20 protein-coding genes are annotated in these 17,485 nt (G+C 42.0%); 13 read left to right on the top strand and 7 right to left on the bottom strand.

The window, feature by feature from the left end; translation table 11 throughout:
• Positions 1-4: 4 nt before the first annotated feature.
• From A9957_RS04805 to priS, 5 genes are read right to left on the bottom strand one after another with little or no spacing between them, the layout of a single operon-like run.
• A complete protein-coding gene (locus A9957_RS04805; RefSeq protein WP_096711948.1) occupies positions 5-802 on the bottom strand; it encodes a translation initiation factor IF-2 subunit alpha in 798 nt (265 codons plus the stop codon).
• Between the two features lie 9 nt (positions 803-811).
• Entirely contained in the window at positions 812-988 is a 177-nt protein-coding gene (locus tag A9957_RS04800) for a 30S ribosomal protein S27e (protein ID WP_096711947.1), read from the bottom strand.
• A gap of 6 nt (positions 989-994) precedes the next feature.
• A complete protein-coding gene (locus A9957_RS04795; RefSeq protein WP_013038141.1) occupies positions 995-1,273 on the bottom strand; it encodes a 50S ribosomal protein L44e in 279 nt (92 codons plus the stop codon).
• Between the two features lie 26 nt (positions 1,274-1,299).
• Entirely contained in the window at positions 1,300-1,968 is a 669-nt protein-coding gene (locus A9957_RS04790) for a hypothetical protein (protein WP_292343343.1), read from the bottom strand.
• Positions 1,955-3,181: a DNA primase catalytic subunit PriS gene (priS, locus tag A9957_RS04785; RefSeq protein WP_292343341.1), complete on the bottom strand. Its 1,227-nt coding sequence runs from the start codon at positions 3,179-3,181 to the stop codon at positions 1,955-1,957. Before priS ends, A9957_RS04790 begins: the two co-directional genes overlap by 14 nt.
• A gap of 81 nt (positions 3,182-3,262) precedes the next feature.
• Here priS and rqcH point away from each other — a divergent pair, with 81 nt between their 5' ends.
• Positions 3,263-5,251: a ribosome rescue protein RqcH gene (gene rqcH, locus A9957_RS04780; protein ID WP_292343339.1), complete on the top strand. Its 1,989-nt coding sequence runs from the start codon at positions 3,263-3,265 to the stop codon at positions 5,249-5,251.
• 11 nt (positions 5,252-5,262) lie between these two features.
• Complete coding sequence (locus A9957_RS04775; protein ID WP_292343338.1) at positions 5,263-6,312, top strand: mRNA surveillance protein pelota; 1,050 nt, start codon at positions 5,263-5,265, stop codon at positions 6,310-6,312.
• Here the strand turns inward: A9957_RS04775 and A9957_RS04770 are convergent, their stop codons facing one another.
• The gene (locus tag A9957_RS04770; RefSeq protein ID WP_096711942.1) at positions 6,313-7,182 is read right to left on the bottom strand and encodes a diadenylate cyclase; all 870 of its coding nucleotides are present in this window, start codon (positions 7,180-7,182) and stop codon (positions 6,313-6,315) included. It abuts the gene before it with no gap.
• A 134-nt stretch (positions 7,183-7,316) separates the two neighbouring features.
• Here A9957_RS04770 and thpR point away from each other — a divergent pair, with 134 nt between their 5' ends.
• Positions 7,317-7,862, top strand: a complete 546-nt coding sequence (gene thpR / locus A9957_RS04765; RefSeq protein ID WP_096711941.1) for an RNA 2',3'-cyclic phosphodiesterase — start codon at positions 7,317-7,319, stop codon at positions 7,860-7,862.
• Here thpR and A9957_RS04760 read toward each other — a convergent pair.
• Positions 7,852-8,811: an FAD:protein FMN transferase gene (locus tag A9957_RS04760; RefSeq protein ID WP_241645840.1), complete on the bottom strand. Its 960-nt coding sequence runs from the start codon at positions 8,809-8,811 to the stop codon at positions 7,852-7,854. The two genes, thpR and A9957_RS04760, sit on opposite strands and share 11 nt — an antisense overlap.
• A 317-nt stretch (positions 8,812-9,128) precedes the next feature.
• Here A9957_RS04760 and mmcA point away from each other — a divergent pair, with 317 nt between their 5' ends.
• The 10 genes from mmcA to A9957_RS04710 all read left to right on the top strand — a co-directional run.
• On the top strand, positions 9,129-10,712 hold the full coding sequence (gene mmcA, locus A9957_RS04755; RefSeq protein WP_292343336.1) for a methanogenesis multiheme c-type cytochrome: 1,584 nt from the start codon (positions 9,129-9,131) through the stop codon (positions 10,710-10,712).
• Positions 10,713-10,726: 14 nt separating this feature from the next.
• Complete coding sequence (rnfC, locus tag A9957_RS04750; RefSeq protein WP_292343334.1) at positions 10,727-12,082, top strand: Rnf electron transport complex subunit RnfC; 1,356 nt, start codon at positions 10,727-10,729, stop codon at positions 12,080-12,082.
• A gap of 1 nt (position 12,083) precedes the next feature.
• Positions 12,084-13,007, top strand: a complete 924-nt coding sequence (gene rnfD, locus A9957_RS04745; RefSeq protein WP_096711937.1) for an Rnf electron transport complex subunit RnfD — start codon at positions 12,084-12,086, stop codon at positions 13,005-13,007.
• On the top strand, positions 13,000-13,569 hold the full coding sequence (gene rnfG, locus A9957_RS04740) for an Rnf electron transport complex subunit RnfG (protein WP_096711936.1): 570 nt from the start codon (positions 13,000-13,002) through the stop codon (positions 13,567-13,569). Before rnfD ends, rnfG begins: the two co-directional genes overlap by 8 nt.
• Before the next feature lie 13 nt (positions 13,570-13,582).
• Complete coding sequence (rnfE, locus tag A9957_RS04735; RefSeq protein ID WP_096711935.1) at positions 13,583-14,200, top strand: Rnf electron transport complex subunit RnfE; 618 nt, start codon at positions 13,583-13,585, stop codon at positions 14,198-14,200.
• A gap of 1 nt (position 14,201) precedes the next feature.
• On the top strand, positions 14,202-14,789 hold the full coding sequence (gene rnfA, locus A9957_RS04730; RefSeq protein WP_105460356.1) for an Rnf electron transport complex subunit RnfA: 588 nt from the start codon (positions 14,202-14,204) through the stop codon (positions 14,787-14,789).
• Entirely contained in the window at positions 14,786-15,583 is a 798-nt protein-coding gene (locus A9957_RS04725; RefSeq protein WP_128754156.1) for a Fe-S cluster domain-containing protein, read from the top strand. The genes rnfA and A9957_RS04725 overlap by 4 nt, the downstream gene beginning before the upstream one ends.
• 4 nt (positions 15,584-15,587) lie before the next feature.
• Positions 15,588-15,929 carry a DUF4870 domain-containing protein gene (locus A9957_RS04720; protein WP_096711932.1) on the top strand — a complete coding sequence of 114 codons (342 nt, stop codon included), beginning with the start codon at positions 15,588-15,590 and terminating at the stop codon, positions 15,927-15,929.
• Positions 15,930-16,177: 248 nt separating this feature from the next.
• Positions 16,178-16,471 carry an IS200/IS605 family transposase gene (gene tnpA, locus A9957_RS04715; protein ID WP_292343333.1) on the top strand — a complete coding sequence of 98 codons (294 nt, stop codon included), beginning with the start codon at positions 16,178-16,180 and terminating at the stop codon, positions 16,469-16,471.
• The coding region (locus A9957_RS04710; RefSeq protein WP_292343332.1) for a transposase at positions 16,471-17,485 on the top strand (1,015 nt) is incomplete at its 3' end. The genes tnpA and A9957_RS04710, both read left to right, overlap by 1 nt.

Here is a 17,485-nt window from a genome sequence, read left to right as displayed (position 1 = left end):
GTTATCACGCCTTGGCAGTTTCCGCATGCCTGTGGAAGGCACCTTCTCCGCCAAGATATTCTATTTTTTCGATGGCTTTTTCTGCAGATTCTTTCAGGACAGATTCTGCAATCTTATAATCGGGAGCTATCACCCTGATACGATATCTGGGTGCACCGGTATATGTTATATCCAGACGGACATCTTCCATCTTCACTTCATTGGCGGCCCGTAAGGCCTCCTTGATGATCTCGATCCCGTTCGGTGCAGAACTTGTAAGGTCTATATGTCCGGCAATCTCCACAAACGGCAGTTTGATATTATCCTGTGCGAGTTTGATAATGATTTCAACAACTTTTTTATCGATCTTGAGGTTGCTGAAGGCAGCTTCCCCGCGCATGGCAGCTTCTTCAAAGGCAGAATATTTGCTTCCGAATTCTGTGTCAAAAGCATCTTCTACTTCCTGAAGTTGCTGTTTGTCGAGTCTTGCGTCTTCTGCGACGAACTGTAGCCATTTTTCAGCCTTCTGTTCGTTCTTCCATTCCTGGATCTTTGCCCTTTTCTGATGCTCATTTACATCCTTGAGGGAAAGATCAATATGGCGACGTGAGGTATCTACTCTCAGGACCTTGCAGACAATTTTCTGTCCTTCCCTGACGTGATCCCTGACATATTTGACCCATCCTGCCTTAATCTCAGATATATGGATGAATCCTTCTTTTCCGTCGTATTCCTCAAGAGTCGTGTAGGCGCCAAAGTCAGTGACATTTTTTACCGCACAGACTACGAAATCACCGACTTCAGGCCATTTGTTGTTGTCCATTAATATCCCTTATTCGAGTACTTCCAGTATATGTGTTGTAATTGTAGATTTTCCACCAGTTGGTTCTGCAAGGGTCCTGCCGCATACAAGACAGTTTACTTTCTGGCTTGCACTGCCAAAAATAACCTGCTCATTGGAGCAATCATTGCATTTTACTTTCAAAAATCTGCTGTTTGGTTCGGCCATTTATGCTCACTCCTTGAAATCGAATTTCTTTGCACGGAAGCAGGGTCTCTGATGTGCCTTGTTGCACTTGCTGCAACGGTATCGCAGGGCAATCCTTTTTGTTGGTTTGTCACCACTTGGGACCTTGGAGAACTTCCCACTGTTTCCTATACCAGTATGCCTTTTCTTCTGCCTTCTGATACGTGTGGTCATTGATTCCCTGCCTTTTTTAACCTTTTCAGCAACATGTTCTGTATGGGTTTTGCAGTAAGGGCAGTATGTTCTGAACCTTTTTGGGATCTTCATTATCTTCACACCTTTAATGTTGATTTTCATTCCTGATTTATTGGATATGCAGCACCGCGTTTTACCAGTCCCTGAGCATTCATGGAAGGCAAAACCACAACGTCTTCTGCTGCAAGTGTATAATTGAGATTATCCATCGCTTTTATGGTAGGAAGGTCTTTCAATATTCGGACAACAAAGTATTCCTTACTTATATTGTTTTTGCCCGTTTCTTCCTCTGCAGGGAGTTCCTGCGAGATGGTCCCGTTTTTCTCTTCCTCATCTGCTTTCTCAGATATTATACTTTCTTTCGCAAACCCCTTGTCCTGTCTATCCTGAGGGTTCATGATAGGTTCGAGCAATTCGGATCTTGCAATCTGGATTGCTGAAAGGGTGGCCTCAAAAACTTTGCGTTCGGATTCCAGGAGTTTGTCGAGATCCTGTCTGGATGAGATATTGGAAAATGCATTTGAGGTTGCTCTGGATGTTATTTTACGGATTCTCCTGATAAAGATCGTTTCCACATCATTGAGGGCACTTTGCATCTCGTCTTCTAAAATCTTTGATTCAACCGATCGCGGATTGTTGATCTTCTTGATTTCCTCTTCCAATTCCCTTATATATTCATCAACTTTTTCATAAAAATTATTGGGAAGGGAATTTAAAGACGAGCTGTTTTCCTGACGGAGAATACTCTTTAGTTCAGTACGATCCATATTCGGCAACCCCCCTGCACATCAAATACACCGCTGCATATTCGGGAAGTTCCTGTACTCCTTCTTCAACCCGGATATCCAGATCCATCATTTGTACTTCAAAAGGTTTTATGACTTTTAACGTTACCGGCCTGTCCGAAAAAGCAACAGCATCCTTAAGTGGTTTGAAATCCTCCATGTCTTCCAGACTTAATGGAATTGCCTTCATTCCGGAGCCGCCATGCAGGGACCCCGGTAATCGTATCAATCTCTTTATATCTGCGGTGACCGGTTCATCCACCTGTGCCGAACCTGCCAGTGTGACACGATGCTGGTCAATTGTGTTATCAAAAAATTGGGCCATTATAGATTTGAAGTCCCTTATCTTCCCAAAATCCAGTCTTCCTCTGCGTATGTCTTCCAGGGCCTTACTGTCTTTGCATATCCGGTTCATTTGCTGCTGTGTCTTTTTGCCAAATCCTTTTATGTGCTTTATATCCGCAAAACGTTCTTTTTCTTCCTTTTGTCCTTCTTCTTCAAGATATGAGGCAATATACTCAGCAAGTCTTTTTCCCCATCCTGTATCGGGATTTTTGATGACATACTTGGAAAGTATCTCCGTTCGATCATTGAAGGTCCGTGTGCCGGTTCCATGGTCTCCGATCATGAATTCTTTCTGGTAGAAATATTCAGATTTAATCCCCTTTCCTCCCACGTAATCCACAATTTCCCTTCTCTGAGAACTTTCCAGATTCCATATATGAGGGTCAGTTATATGGAAGTGGTACCCCCTTCCACCGGAAAAGACGGCTTTTATATAATCTTCGTCAAAACCAAAATCATCTACCAGAAAATCCAGCAGTCTCAATGATTCTTTCTTTACCATTTCCAGCATTGCTGCATAGGAAGTAGGTGCATCCTGCAAGTGATCAGCATCAAGATCAAAAATAAGGTCTGCACCCTTCCATTTTTTCTCTTTCATTGTGGGTGCATCGGGATAATCATAAAAGGCAACCGAGTGATACACATGGGCCGGTTGCATTGATACAAGATAGTCTCTGAGTTCTCCTCCCGTACCGAATGCCTTATGCCTGTACATCATGGTTTCAGGCATGGAATCATACGATATGAATCCCCATTCACGTTTGGTCAGGGAATGGGGAACATGTATCTTTGCTTCCCTGTAATAATCATGGAACCTTGATTTGAGATAGCGTTTTGTTGATGTGTTCATCTTTCTCCATCTCTAATTTTTATCGGGGATATTAATCTATTGCACAAAACTTTATAGCCCCTTCCCCAATTAGTACAGTTTATGAAAGAAGAGATGACAAGTGCGGATGTGGCAGCACTGGCAACGGAACTTGGCACAGGGGAGGATTCCCTGGTCGATTCCAAGATCGGCAAGATTTATCAGCCCGGTGAGAGCCTGCTGCGTATTCACCTCTATATTTTTAAGAAAGGTAAGGCCAATCTTTTAATTGAGGCCGGAAGCAGATTGCACCTTAGTGAATATATTCCTCCCAGCCCTAAAAATCCGCAATCTTTTCCTATGCTTTTACGTAAACATATAATGGGAGGGCGTATAACTTATTTCAGGCAATATGATTTTGACCGTATTATTGAGATTGGTATAAAAAGAGGGGACGATGAGACCGTTCTTGTCATAGAGATATTTGGACAGGGCAATATAATATTGCTTGACTGCGATAGAAAAATCATTCTGCCTATGAACCCTGTTACTTTTAAGGGCAGACGTATCAGGAGTGGTGAGATCTATCAGTACCCTGAAGCGCAGTTGACACCTCTTGATGTGAATGAGGACCAGTTGTGTGAAGTGTTTTCCCATTCTGACTCGGATGTAGTACGAACCCTGGCAACGCGTTTTAATCTGGGAGGCATCCTCTCAGAAGAAGTCTGTCTGCGAAGTGGTATCGACAAAACCCTTCCTGCTTCGGAAGTTAATCCGCAGGTTGCCTCTAAATTGATTGAAGCAATGGGTGTCCTTTTCTCCCCTCTGGAAAAGGGGCAGTTAAACCCCTGTACGGTCAGCAAACCGGATTCAAAAGAAACTTTTGATGTAATGCCCTTTGATCTTGAAAAATATTCAGATTTTGAAAAAAATTACTATGATTCATTCAACAAGGCACTGGATGATTTCTTTGGCAAAAGAGCTGCAAAATCCCTGGAACAAAAAAAGGAAGCCACTGTGAAAGAAAAAACAGAAGATGTTTTCCAGCGCAGACTCAAACAACAACAGGGTGCCATTAAGAAATTTGAGAAGGATATAGAGAAAAACACCTCCATTGCCGAGAAGATATATGAACACTATCAGGATATAGAGCAATTACTGCAAACACTGCTTGATGCCCGTGAAAAAGATTATTCCTGGAGAGAAATCCAGTCAATAATCTCGGATGCAAAGGATGAATTGCCTGCGGCTAAAAAGATAGTAAATATTGATGGTTCACAGGGTCTTGTACTGCTGGACCTTGACGGCAAGAAGGTGAATATTGATGTACGGCTGACAGTTCCCCAGAATGCCATGCGCTATTATGAGAAAGCCAAGAAACTGGAAAAGAAGCGTAAAGGGGCCCTTGCTGCAATCGAAGATACGAAAAAGGCAATGCAAAAGAAAAAAGCTGCACCTAAAAAGCATTTCAAGGTAGTGCATAAGAAACACTGGTATGAACGTTTCCGCTGGTTCTATTCTTCAGATGGTTTCCTTGTGGTAGGTGGCAGGGATGCCACAACCAATGAGGAACTTGTAAAGAAGTACATGGAAAAACGGGATATCGTATTCCATACTCAGGCACCAGGAGCCCCGATTACGGTTGTCAAGACAGGGGGAAAGGACATTCCCGACACAACTTTGCAGGAAGCATCCGAATTCGTGGTTTCATTCTCAAGTATCTGGAAGGGAGGACAGTTTAGCGGGGATTGCTACTGGATCTATCCCGAACAGGTCACAAAGACACCGGAAGCCGGGGAGTACCTTAAGAAAGGCTCCTTTATAATCCGTGGTGAGCGTAATTATTACCGGGATGTGCCTGTCAGGGCTGCGGTGGGCCTGGAACTCAAACCCGAGACCCGGGCAATTGGGGGTCCCGTCTCGGCTGTGAAAGCACGGGGTGAACATGTTGTAGAACTGACACCTGGCAAATTCAACCAGAACGATATAGCAAAGAAAATATACCGTATATATGTAGAAAGGTTAAAGGATGTACATTTTGTAAAACAGATAGCATCTCCTGACAAGATTGCCAATGTACTGCCGCCGGGCGAATCAGACATCAATAAGTGAATGGTGATTGTATGAGAGTTACCAAAAAAAACCTGAAAGGAAATGAAGGGGAGATCACCGTAGTACCGGAGACCCTGGATGATCTCTGGCATCTTAAGTACATAATCGAGAGAGGAGACCTTATATTTGCTTTGACCAAACGTAAAACCGATTCTGCAAACGATAAGATACGCCCTGAAAAAACCGAGAAGAAGACTGTGCGGCTTGGTATCAGGGTCGAAAATCTGGAATTCCATAAGTTTTCCAACCGTCTCAGGATCCATGGTCCAATTGAGCACGGTATGGATGCCGGTTCTTATCATACTCTGAATGTCGAGGACGGGGTTGATATTTCCATAATAAAGCGCTGGAAAAAGGACCAGATTGAAAGGATTAATGAGGCCGAGGCATCCTCGAAAAAACCGGGTGTAATAATTGTTGCAGTCGAGGAAGGGGATGCTGACATTGGGCTTGTGCGCCACTATGGTGTGGAATCCTATGCCCATATATGCCAGTCTTCGGGTAAAGGGGAAGGCACTTTAAGAGAGGTCTTTTTCAATGAGATTCTTGATAAGCTTAAATATGTGGTTTCAGATTCTCAGTCTGTCGTGGTTGCAGGACCCGGGTTTACCAAGGATGATTTTCTCAAGTATGTTGAATCAAATGACCCTGAGCTTGCGGCAGGTATTATAGTGGAGGACACTTCTTCGATAGGCACATCCGGTTTTCAGGAAGTGCTGCGCAGAGGGGCGGTTGATAGGATTATGGAGCAATCACGTATAGCCCGGGAGGCATCCCTCATGGAGTCCCTCCTAAAGGAAATAGCTATGGATGGCAAAGTTGTCTATGGGGTGGAGGAAGTTAAGCGGGCCAACAATTACGGTTCGATTGAAACGCTTCTCATTTCCGATGAATTCCTGCTGCATGAACGGGAGAAAGGCGAAGGTGGAGGAATTGATTCTTTCATAAGGAATGTAGAATATTCTCAGGGCAAGCTTGTGGTTTTCAGTACAGAGTTTGAACCAGGTCAAAAACTGGAAGCGCTTGGTGGAATTGCCGCACTCCTGAGATTTAAGGTTTGATCAGTGTTTGCGAATGGCCCTGTCGCTGCATTCTATAAAAGCCATTTCCTTGCCGTCCATGAACATCCGGATTGTGCCACCACTTTCTGAGACAGTTATTGCAACTGCCACGGTGTCCCTGGTTATAGCAGCTGCTGATACATGCCTGCCTCCCAATCCCTTATTTATCCCTATGTCCTTTGCATCAACATCCAGATAACGACCTGCGGCATGCACTATTCCTTCTTTAGATACTATAAATACCCCATCAAGCAGAGCAAATTCTTTAATGGATTCCCGGTTGTTTTTCTTTAAGATATTCCTTTCATCTTCAGGATGGCCTGAATAAGGGTTAAGGATCATCTGGTGGGAGCGCTGCATCACTTCTTCAAGATCACCGATTATAAAAGCTGTACCTACTGGGCTGCCTTCCCTGCCTGTGGAAGCAATCTCCAGGGCAATTTTAAGAACTGCTCTTATTACTTCAGGGGAGACTCTCTGTTCAAATTTTTCCAGGGTTTTTAAGAGTGGATTCCCTGAAATATTGTGGACAATTACAGCACCTGAATCATCTGTAATTACCAGTCCTACAACCTTTCCTTTTTTGATATTCCCGATTGCCTCTTCAATAGCTGCTGCATTTTCTACATCTTCTATGGAAACCGCGGCATCTCTCTGGATCTGGTTGACAATTTGTTTTAACCTTCCTTCTTCTTCGTCAAGAGGTATCAGGCTTTCAACGGCACTTCTCGATGGGTTTGCAGCAAAGTAGACGGGTATGTCACAACAAAATAAATTCCTGTCAACTTCTCCTGATACTATTATTGCAGAGGCTTTAATTTGTGTTGCAGTTTCAAGTGCGGATTTTACAAGTATGTCAGCGGTGTCCATTTCATCCCCGTTTTCTTTTATTTAGATTATATTTTTGCTACTATTAATTTTTGTCTATATAATAAAATAAGGTTTAGTATCCTGTGTCGTTATTCTATTAAAGTATACCATTAATTTGACTATGGTGATTTGGTTTGGTAAGAACATTTGTTGCTGTGGAGTTCCCGGTGGATTTTACGCACATAGTAAAAGAGGTGCAGGAAAATTTCAGGGAACTGGGAAAAATGAAAATTGTCCCTGCGGAACTTGTCCATGTTACCTTGAAATTCCTGGGCGAAGTTGATGAAGGCAAAATTGCAGATATAGAACAATCACTTGAAAATATTTCTTGTGAGCCTTTCCAATGCCTTATAAAAGGGGCAGGGGTGTTCCCCAATGTCAGAAAACCGCGTGTATTATGGCTTGGTACCGAAGGTAATTTTGACCCTTTGCATAAGCAGGTTGAATACTACCTTGAAAAAGAAGGTTTTGAACCCGATTCGCGTGAATTTACCGCTCATGCAACCATTGCACGAATAAGACACATTCCTCGCTCCAATATGAACCAGTTTACCAGTACAGTTAAGGAAATGGAGGATGTCGAATTCGGGAAATTTACGGTTGACAATTTCAGGCTAAAAAAAAGTATATTGACTCCAGAAGGGCCTGTATATGAAACCCTCCGGCAGTTCAATCTTTAAGTTGTTCGTATTTAGCAAATCCGCTTGACCTGCTAATCTCTTTTTCACTATTTATAAGGAGGCATTCCACACCTTCCAGTTTTTCTATCATTTCAAGCCCCTTTTCTTCTTTCATCACAAAAACAGTAGTTGCAAGTGCATCTGCCTCCATGGCTGTAGGAGCTATAATAGTTGCACTGATCAGGTGTGAAGCCGGGTAGCCTGTGCGGGGATCTGCGATGTGTGATACGCTGGCGGATTTGTTGTAGTAGCGTTCGTAGTTGCCGCTGGTCGCAACAGCTACATTGCGGGCATTGATTATTGTTATTGGTTTTCCTTTCTTATCGGGGTCCTGAAGCCCGATAGACCACTCCTGTCCATCGGGTTTTTCTCCTATATATCGTCCGTCTCCGCCGGCATTGACAAATCCGTTGTCAATTCCGTTTTCCTGCAGGCTCACTATTGCTCTGTCTACAGCATATCCCTTGGCAATTCCTCCAAGAACGATTCCCATATTCTTTCCAATAATTATTGTGTTGTCATTTATGGTAATATTCGAGGAATTTACGAGGGAAAGGGTGTTGTTTATCTCTTTTTCTGTAGGGGGAATATTAGGTTTATTGGGTCCGAATTTGCTTGCCCACAGGTCCAGTACAGGCTTTACAGTTATGTCAAATGCCCCGTCGCTGATCTGTGAATAATAAATTCCGCGTTCAATTACGTATATTAAATCATCACTGGCATTTTGGATTTCCTTGTGCTCGTTGAGTCTGTAAATCTCACTGCTGCTGTTATAGGAATCAAGCAAATTGGATGCTCTTTCCATTTTCATGAAAGCATCTTCAATGCTCTTGTATGCATGTACTTCACTGTTATCCACAACAGTTATTGTGACATCTGTGTCCATCAGCATTCTTGTCTGGCTATATGTACGGTATTCTTCAGAATTATCTTCTGAGGTGGATTGCACGTATGCAAACCCAGCAGTTATAATGATTATTAATGTAAGAATTAACAGGTATTTCGGGTTCATGCGAAGGGAAATGAGGTGTTTTATCTTAAGCTTAATTCGAAATCTATAAATATATTCAATTGGTCAGTTCTGCCTTAATAATAACGAATCATGATTATGTCATCATTCCTGCTTTATGGCTATATACTCGCCACAATGGCGGATGCCTAATATGAAAGCAGGTTATATAGAAGGAATATATTGTTGCCTGAATGGCTCGATTGGTATTATGCCCAGTATCTGAAGAAGTTGCAAAATTATAATGTGTGATCTTTATGGCAAATTTAAAAGCAAGTCTCGTTGCGATTTCATTTATCATCCTTGTATTAGCAGGGATAAACCTGTATTTGGGATACAGTGGAAACGATCTTCTTGCACAGCACTATATGACAGATGGTGAATGGACAAACTCAAGTTGTGGTGGCTGTCATATGGGTGTGTATGAAGAAGTTGCCGAATCCTCTCATGTACAGAGGGACATCGCCCAGTGGGAACCCCTAACCAATTATAATGTTGATGTACAGGGAGAAACACAGTGGGTCAAAGAATATGGTCGCTATCATCCGGGCGGGGGTGAACTGGAAGAATATGGTGTTGATATCGATTGTATGAGCTGCCATGAACAATATGGCTTATATGATGCTGAAAAGAGAGCAATGGCTTTTGAATCAGGTAATTTCTCCGCTGCTAACGATGCTGCTATGGAAGACGCCATTCCTGTGGTCCAGCAGGACCCTTTACATGTGGCCACTTATACTCTGGATGTGGTAACACCTCTGCCAATGCTTGTAGCTTTCCATGATGCTGTGAACGCAGCTCCTACCAAGACTTCATGCATAGACAGCTGTCATGAGATGAATGTACCGACAACTGCTGTGATGTGGGCTTCAGAGGATTATGAAGAATATGATGTTCACGCTGAAGTCAATTGTGTGGAATGTCACACTGCAAAGGAGCACATCATTGCCGGTAGTGAAATACCTGAATCGGAAACCGAAGATAATCAGATTAGCAGTGGACAAGAGGAGTCGGTGCATGGTGAATCGGTGACCATGAAGAGCTGTGAGGATGCAGATTGTCATGAGGGAATCTCCCACGGCCCAATTGCAGATGCACACCTGGAATTCCTGGAATGCCAGTCGTGTCATATCCCGGCCCTGCCCGGGGGTGAATTGCCCGGGACAACTCCCCTTAAGTCTTTTAACTGGTCTTCGGGCGAACGTGTGGATTCTTACAGAATGGAAGACTTTGCTCCACAACTTGCCTGGTCCGATGATGTGCAGGAAAGTGAGGTCAAGGTACCCGACAGCAAGAATGACAGTGATGTAAAACTTGCTCCTTTCAATGTAGTGACAGGCAGCTGGTGGGACGCAGGCCAGGATCCTGAGGTCATTAACAATCCTAATACTAGTGCTTCTAAAGGAGATCCGATACCGACACCTGAGGTAAAGGCAGCTGATTCAAATGGTGATGGGACGGTAACTTCTGAAGAAATGCAGGCTTATGATGGTGACAGTGACGGTACACCGGATTATCCGAATGCTGTCCTGAGGCAGGTTGATCTTCACTATAAGCTGGGACACAACATTGCAGGGTCTGAAACCGGAATGGCAGAGCCCCTTATGTGTGACGACTGTCATGGGGTCTCTGCTTCGGAAACCCTTCAGCAAGTCCACTTTGAGGAAAGGCCGGATTGCCTGACCTGTCATGAAGTGCAGCCTGTAATTGACTGGGCGGCTCTTGGATATGACAGTGATCCCGCAGAAACCAATCCCCCTACCAATTTCTCCGCAAAGACCATAGATATTACAATACCCGGGACAAAACCACCTGAGGTAGAAAGGGAACCTGCATTCTAAGGAGCTGGTACCAAATGGCAGAAATTAATGTAATGGAAACAATCCCTGAAAAAATGATTATTCCTCTCAAGCAACACGAAGGGGAGATTTGTGAACCTCTTGTAAGTAAAGGGGAAGTTGTTAAGGTTGGCCAGAAGATCGGTGAGTGCCCTTCTGATAAATGTGCTGCAATCCATTCCAGCGTCTGCGGGGAAGTGGTTTCAGTTGAGGAAAGTTCACATCCATCCGGCAACAGGATAAACAGCGTAGTTATACAGCCCATAGAAGAAACAGAATGTGAAGATTTCACTCCCTTCAAAGATTCCGGTAAGAAACAATTAATCTCGGCTATCAAAGAGGCAGGTATCGTGGAAAATTACGGTACTCCCACACACCTGGTATTGAATCCTCCGGATTGTGATATAGATACAGTCTTGATCAATGCCACCGCATCGGAATGGGTTGGTCATAATTATGAAACTCCTCTGGAATACGCATCACAGATGCTTGATTCGCTCCGATTGTTGATGAAAGCTGCCGGTGCCAGCCGGGGGGTCATTGTTTTGAGAAATGATGATAAGGATTCAATCGATGCCTTTGATGGGCTGGATTATGAAGGTAAAACTATAATGGTGTCCCCTCTTATCGGTAAAAGAAGGGTTGATTATTATTTCAATGACCAGAATACTGATATTATCGTAGTTTCACAGGACAAGATATACGGCAAAAATATTTTTGAATATTTCACTTATAATGTGACAGGCAGGAAAGTACCTTTCCGTTGCACACCGGCCAGCGCAGGGGTTGCTATATGTGGAGTGAAATCCACAAAAGCCATTCATGACCTGGTCAATACCGGAATGCCATATATAGAAACGGTGGTTACTGTATCCGGTCAGGTGAATAATCCTCAACATCTACTGGTAAAAATAGGTACTACTTTCAGAGATGTCATCGAAGCCTGTGGTGGTTATAGTGGTGAACCTGCGAAACTGATTTCAAATGGCGTAATCACAGGAGTGGCACAGTATGAGGAAGAGGTCCCGGTTACCAAAATGACTACCTCTATTATAGTTCAGGGTAAAGATGAAGTACTAAAGGATATTTCAAAGGAATGTATCCATTGTGCCCGTTGTGTCGATGTATGCCCCGTCGACCTGATCCCAAACAGGATAGCAGCTCTTGCAAATCAGGGTCGTTTTGATGAATGCAAGCAGATGCATGTGGAAAATTGTATAGAATGTGGTAGATGTTCCTCGGTCTGTCCCAGCAAAATACACATAATGCAGTTGCTGCAATATTCCAAGGAAGCGATTGCAAAAGCATATGAAGATATGTTTGAAAAGGAATCATCGAATCTTAAATTAGGATGTGCATGCGGAAGTGAATAACATGACTCTTACAATATCAGCTCCCCCTCATATCAAGCAAGACACTACATTCAGAAAAATAACCTGGATTAAATTTTTGACCCTTCTGCCGGTAAGTCTTGTATCAGTTTACTTTTTCGGACTATATGCCCTTGCCCTTATTCTTGCAGGAATTGGTATGGCGGTAGTTACGGAAGTGGTAATACAGAAAGCCTTCAAAAAGGAAGTTACAGTAGCTAATGGCCATGCCCCATTGATCGGGCTAATGGTTGCCCTGCTGGTGCCAGGTGAAGCTCCTATATGGATTCCGATAGTAGGCGCCTTTTTTGCAGTGGCTATCGGAAAACACGCCTTTGGCGATATAGGTTCATACATTTTCAATCCTGTGCTTGCTGCCTGGGTTTTCCTGCAACTGGCTTACTGGTCTGCTATGTATCCTGTATCTTTCCCCGAATTGGGTGGCATATCCGATCTGTTTCTGGAAAATGGAGCAGGTATGCTTGTCGGTGTATCCCCGATTGCTTTAGTTGGCGGATTATATTTGATTTTTAAAAGATATGTAGAATGGAAGATCCCGCTTTTTTATGCGTTGACAACCCTTGTGCTTGCCCTGTTGATTGGGGATAAGATCGGTCATGTGGTAACTGGTGCATTTATATTTGGTGTGTTATTCCTTGCAACTGATTCTCCTTCATCTCCCGTGACAAAGAACGGAAGAATAATTTATGGTATTCTCTGTGGTCTGTTGACTGTGATATATGGTCACTTTGCAAACTATGTATTTGCGGTTTTCTATGGTATATTCCTGGCAAACTGTGTAGCATCATTTATTGATAATAACACTTTGCCTCGCTCATTCGGGGAAGAATCCTTTCTTCAGCGTAAATACCGCTTAATGATGAATAAAATACCCCTTGAAAAACTGGGGGTGAAAATTGATGACTGAGTCCCGTAAAGACATTGCAGTAATCATAGGAAAGCTGGTTCTTGTTAGTTTGGTTGCAGCTCTACTGCTAGGCCTGACTTATGTACCTACGCAGGAGCAGCTTGAGAAAAATGAAAAAGAAGCCAAAAAAGAAGCCCTGTCCCAGGTAGTCCCTTCTGCTTCTGATTTTGAGCCAGTGTATGGTAATGAGGTAAATGAAGACGGAGATCGCAAGATTCTTTATTACAAAGCACTGGATTCATCGGGTAATGTGGTAGGTTATGCTTTCTTCACGACTCAATCCGGTGCTCAGGATGTGATTCAATTGGCCGGTGGGGTAGATGCTTCTTTCAATAAAGTTACAGGAATGGAAGTAATGAAGCATTCTGAAACCCCGGGTCTTGGTTCTAAAATTACGGAAGAGGATTTTAAGGGCCAGTTCCGTCAACTCCCCATAGGTGACCTTCAGATCTCTAGTGCCGGCGGTTCAATTGACGCCATAACCGGTGCTACGATATCCTCCCAGGCTGTAGTGGACGGATTAAACGCAAAGATCGATGAAATAGAGGAGCAAGAAACGTAAAACAGGTGATTTTATGAGTAAAGCATTCAACGAATTCATTCGTGGAATTACAAAAGACAATCCCATATTTGCCCTTGTACTGGGTTTATGTCCTGCTCTGGCGGTAACTACATCGGTTGATAATGCGATAGGAATGTCTGCTGGTACAGCTTTTGTATTGGTTGGAGCAAACCTAATGGTTTCTGCTTTGAGAAATTATATTCCATCCACTGTAAGACTTCCAATATTTATCCTCATTATTGCTACATTTGTGTCCATCGTGGATATGGTTATGGAGGCCTATACACCTCCTTTATACGCAGCACTGGGTGTTTTTATTCCCTTGATTGTAGTAAATTGTATAATTATTGGACGTGCAGAGGCTTATGCTAATAAGAATAACATGTTTTATTCCCTGATAGATGCATTGGGAATTTCTGCAGGATTCCTGCTGGCTCTGGTTACAATAGGTGGTATCCGTGAACTTCTGGGTACAGGTCAGATTGTAGTGTTTGGCCAGATGATAGTGAGCATTCCAATGATGTCTCCAGCTTCTTATATGATATTGCCTCCGGGAGCTTTCCTTACAATAGGTATCCTTATGGCTATTATCAATCACAGGCGTGCAAAAAAACTTGCAAGAGGTGAATAAAATGGTAGAAAAAGCTTTATTTGCCATTTTCATGGAAGGTCTTTTCATAAAGAACTTCCTTATAATACAGTTTCTTGGACTGTGTTCATTCCTTGGTGTAACCAAAGATACCAAGAGTGCAGCAGGTATGTCCGGCGCTGTTATTTTTGTAATGACAATGGCTTCGATTGTTTCATATGTAATTTATACCTTCGTCCTCATTCCACTGGATCTTCAGTTTTTGAGACTTATCAGTTTCATTGTGGTAATTGCTGCTCTTGTGCAGCTTGTAGAATTCGTAGTGCGGAAAAATATTCCTTCCCTTTACAGGTCGCTTGGTATCTACCTTCCCCTTATTACCACTAACTGTGCCGTGCTAGGTGTGGTTTTGCTGAACGTTATGAATGAATATTCATTCCTGCAGAGTCTTGTATTTGGTATATCGGCAGGTCTGGGTTATACAATCGTCATGGTAATGATGTCAAGTATTAGGGAAAAAACCACCATCCTGCCAGTTCCTTCTGCAATGAGGGGCCTTCCCCAGGCATTCCTGATTGCTGCAATGCTTTCAATGGCTTTTGTTAATTACTTCAAGGTGATACCCTTATGAGCATGCCAACCCTGCTTATCCAGTCAATGGCTACTCTTGGAGGCCTTGCCCTTGCAATCGGTGTTATGTTGATTGTTGCTTCCAAGAAATTCAAAGTGGATGTAAACCCTCTTGTAGAAGAAGTAAATGAAATTTTGCCAGGTGTAAATTGTGGTGCATGTGGTTATGCCGGATGTGCTGACTTTGCTGAACATGTGGTGGAAGACAATGCCCCACTTACCGGATGTCCGGTTGGCGGTTTTGATGTAGCAAAGGAAATAGGAGGTATTCTGGGTCAGGAAGTCTCCGAAGGTGAAGCTGAATTCCCTTATGTTAGATGCAATGGCGGTGTACATTGTGTGGACCGATTCAATTATGAGGGTATTGAAGATTGTAAAGCCGTAATGATGCTTTCTGAAGGTGAAAAAGGTTGCAACTACGGATGTATGGGCCGTGGAACCTGTGTACGGGCTTGTCCATTCGATGCTATCTATATTGGTGATGAACGTTTGCCCAAAATTAACAAGAATTTGTGTACAAGCTGTGGTCTTTGTATTGAATCCTGTCCCAACGATATCCTTGTATTTGCAAAGGAATCAGAAAAGGTACATGTAGTTTGCATGTCCCATGACAAAGGAAAGACTGTAAAAGCGGTATGTGAAAACGGTTGCATTGGTTGCAAACTTTGTGAGAAGGCATGTCCTGTGGATGCAGTACATGTAACCAAATTCCTTGCAGAGATCGATCAGGAAAAATGTATATCCTGTGGTAAGTGCGTGGAAAAATGCCCACAGGGCTGTATTGAAATGAGGTGATTTGATGAGTCGTCTTGGTTATTCAACAGTTACCGGATTGGATGAAAATGTTGAAGCCGTGCTTTGCTATGTGGGTTTCTGGATCACAGGTCTTATCTTCCTTCTCATAGAAAGGGAGAACAGGTTTGTACAATTCCATGCATTGCAGTCTATACTGACCTTTTTACCTCTTTCTATAGGTATCTACCTTATTGGCTGGATTCCCTATGTAGGCTGGATACTTGCTGAATTTGCAGGATTCTTTTCCCTCTTCCTGACACTTATTCTTGTAATTATGGCATGGAGGGGTGCAAAGTTCAGGTTGCCTTTTTCAGGAAAACTTGCCTATGAAAAGATTTATAGATGAAGTCACTTCTGGCTTCATCCCCTGTCATGTTTTGCGAAAATTTAACTCAACAGGCGGGAAGTCCCCCTCTGTAAGGTGGGGGATGAAAGCCGTGCTATAATAATATAATTGCATAAACTATCTATAGTTGTGCTTATATATAACTATAAACTGGATACAGGTAGTCATTCTGTTTATTCACTGCAATATCATTTTGTACAATGTGTAAAATATAGAAGAGATGCTTTGGTGAATCCTCTCGTAGTTGATTGTTTGAAAAAACTATATACAATGTAAGTGCATACTTTGAAGTGGATGTTCTTAACATTGAGTGCGATAAAGACCATTTTCATATGATATTCAAATCAAAACAAACATTGGACATACCCAAATATATCAATGCGATCAAAACAATTTCATCAAGAGAGATTAGAAGGAAATTTCCAGAAGTAAAAGAGAAGTTGGGGAAAGATGCATTCTGGTCAAGATCATATTTCTTGGCTACGACAGGACAGGTTACGCTGGATGTTTTGAAAAGATATGTTGATAATCAGGGGAAATAATGCAATTAACAAAGAAATACAAAGTTCATCCAACTGAATTACAAAAAGATATGCTTTGGGAGTTATCCAATGCATGTACATATCTTTATAATATTGCATTATCTGAAAGAAAAGACACATGGAAAAATGATAAAAAATCCATTTCATATACAAAACAGCAGAATGATTTACCACAAATTAAAGAAGGAAATCCTGATATAAATATTCTTTATTCTAAAACATGTCAGATGGTTTTGCGTAAATTAGATGCCAATTATAAATTGTTTTTTGGAATTCACAAAAATGGAGATAAAAAAGCAAGACCACCAAAATTTAGAAGTCGTAAATACTTTTTTACAATAACATATAATCAGAGTGGTTTCAAAGTAGTTGGAAATACAATTAGATTTTCACATAAAATCAATAATGCAGATTTGATAATTGATATTGAACATGATATATCAAATTTGAAGATTAAACAAATCGAAATATTCAATGAAGATAAAAAGGGTAATGGATATTTCTTTGTTACTATTACGTATGAACCTGAAATCAATGTGCCTTATGTTCAAAATAATCATTTTCAAGCCATTGATTTAGGGATTACCAAAACGATTACTGCGATAAACGATAAAGGGAAATTTTTTGAAATAAACAATCCACGATATGATTTATATTGGGATTCTAAAATCAGTGCAGTTCAATCAAGACGTGACCATTGCAAAAAATACAGTAAAAAATGGCATAGATTAAACAAAACTATTAGTACTATGGTAAGTAAGAAGAACAATCAGATAAAAGATTGGCAACACAAAACCACCAAAAAAATGTTAGAAAACACAAAAGCCAATACAATTATTGTAGGCAAACTTAGCGTTAAAAATATGGGTAAATCAAAATCAAGATCATTGAACCGCTCTACACAAAATAATGGTTATTTATCACGTTTCATCGAATTTCTCACCTATAAAGCAGAACTTATAGGTAAACAAGTAGTTAAAATTGATGAAAGTTATACGTCAAAAACATGTTATG

This window comes from Methanohalophilus sp. DAL1 (genome assembly GCF_001683555.1).
Classification (GTDB): Archaea; Halobacteriota; Methanosarcinia; order Methanosarcinales; family Methanosarcinaceae; genus Methanohalophilus; species Methanohalophilus euhalobius.
This window is presented reverse-complemented; position numbering and strand designations above follow the sequence as displayed.

Bases quoted from the DNA above. Each gene is read 5' to 3' on its own strand.
- A9957_RS04805 (WP_096711948.1), bottom strand. From the start codon at position 802: ATGGACAACAACAAATGGCCTGAAGTCGGTGATTTCGTAGTCTGTGCG.
- A9957_RS04800 (WP_096711947.1), bottom strand. From the start codon at position 988: ATGGCCGAACCAAACAGCAGATTTTTGAAAGTAAAATGCAATGATTGC.
- A9957_RS04795 (WP_013038141.1), bottom strand. From the start codon at position 1,273: ATGAAGATCCCAAAAAGGTTCAGAACATACTGCCCTTACTGCAAAACC.
- A9957_RS04790 (WP_292343343.1), bottom strand. From the start codon at position 1,968: ATGGATCGTACTGAACTAAAGAGTATTCTCCGTCAGGAAAACAGCTCG.
- priS (WP_292343341.1), bottom strand. From the start codon at position 3,181: ATGAACACATCAACAAAACGCTATCTCAAATCAAGGTTCCATGATTAT.
- rqcH (WP_292343339.1), top strand. From the start codon at position 3,263: ATGAAAGAAGAGATGACAAGTGCGGATGTGGCAGCACTGGCAACGGAA.
- A9957_RS04775 (WP_292343338.1), top strand. From the start codon at position 5,263: ATGAGAGTTACCAAAAAAAACCTGAAAGGAAATGAAGGGGAGATCACC.
- A9957_RS04770 (WP_096711942.1), bottom strand. From the start codon at position 7,182: ATGGACACCGCTGACATACTTGTAAAATCCGCACTTGAAACTGCAACA.
- mmcA (WP_292343336.1), top strand. From the start codon at position 9,129: ATGGCAAATTTAAAAGCAAGTCTCGTTGCGATTTCATTTATCATCCTT.
- rnfC (WP_292343334.1), top strand. From the start codon at position 10,727: ATGGCAGAAATTAATGTAATGGAAACAATCCCTGAAAAAATGATTATT.
- rnfD (WP_096711937.1), top strand. From the start codon at position 12,084: ATGACTCTTACAATATCAGCTCCCCCTCATATCAAGCAAGACACTACA.
- rnfG (WP_096711936.1), top strand. From the start codon at position 13,000: ATGACTGAGTCCCGTAAAGACATTGCAGTAATCATAGGAAAGCTGGTT.
- rnfE (WP_096711935.1), top strand. From the start codon at position 13,583: ATGAGTAAAGCATTCAACGAATTCATTCGTGGAATTACAAAAGACAAT.
- rnfA (WP_105460356.1), top strand. From the start codon at position 14,202: ATGGTAGAAAAAGCTTTATTTGCCATTTTCATGGAAGGTCTTTTCATA.
- A9957_RS04725 (WP_128754156.1), top strand. From the start codon at position 14,786: ATGAGCATGCCAACCCTGCTTATCCAGTCAATGGCTACTCTTGGAGGC.
- A9957_RS04720 (WP_096711932.1), top strand. From the start codon at position 15,588: ATGAGTCGTCTTGGTTATTCAACAGTTACCGGATTGGATGAAAATGTT.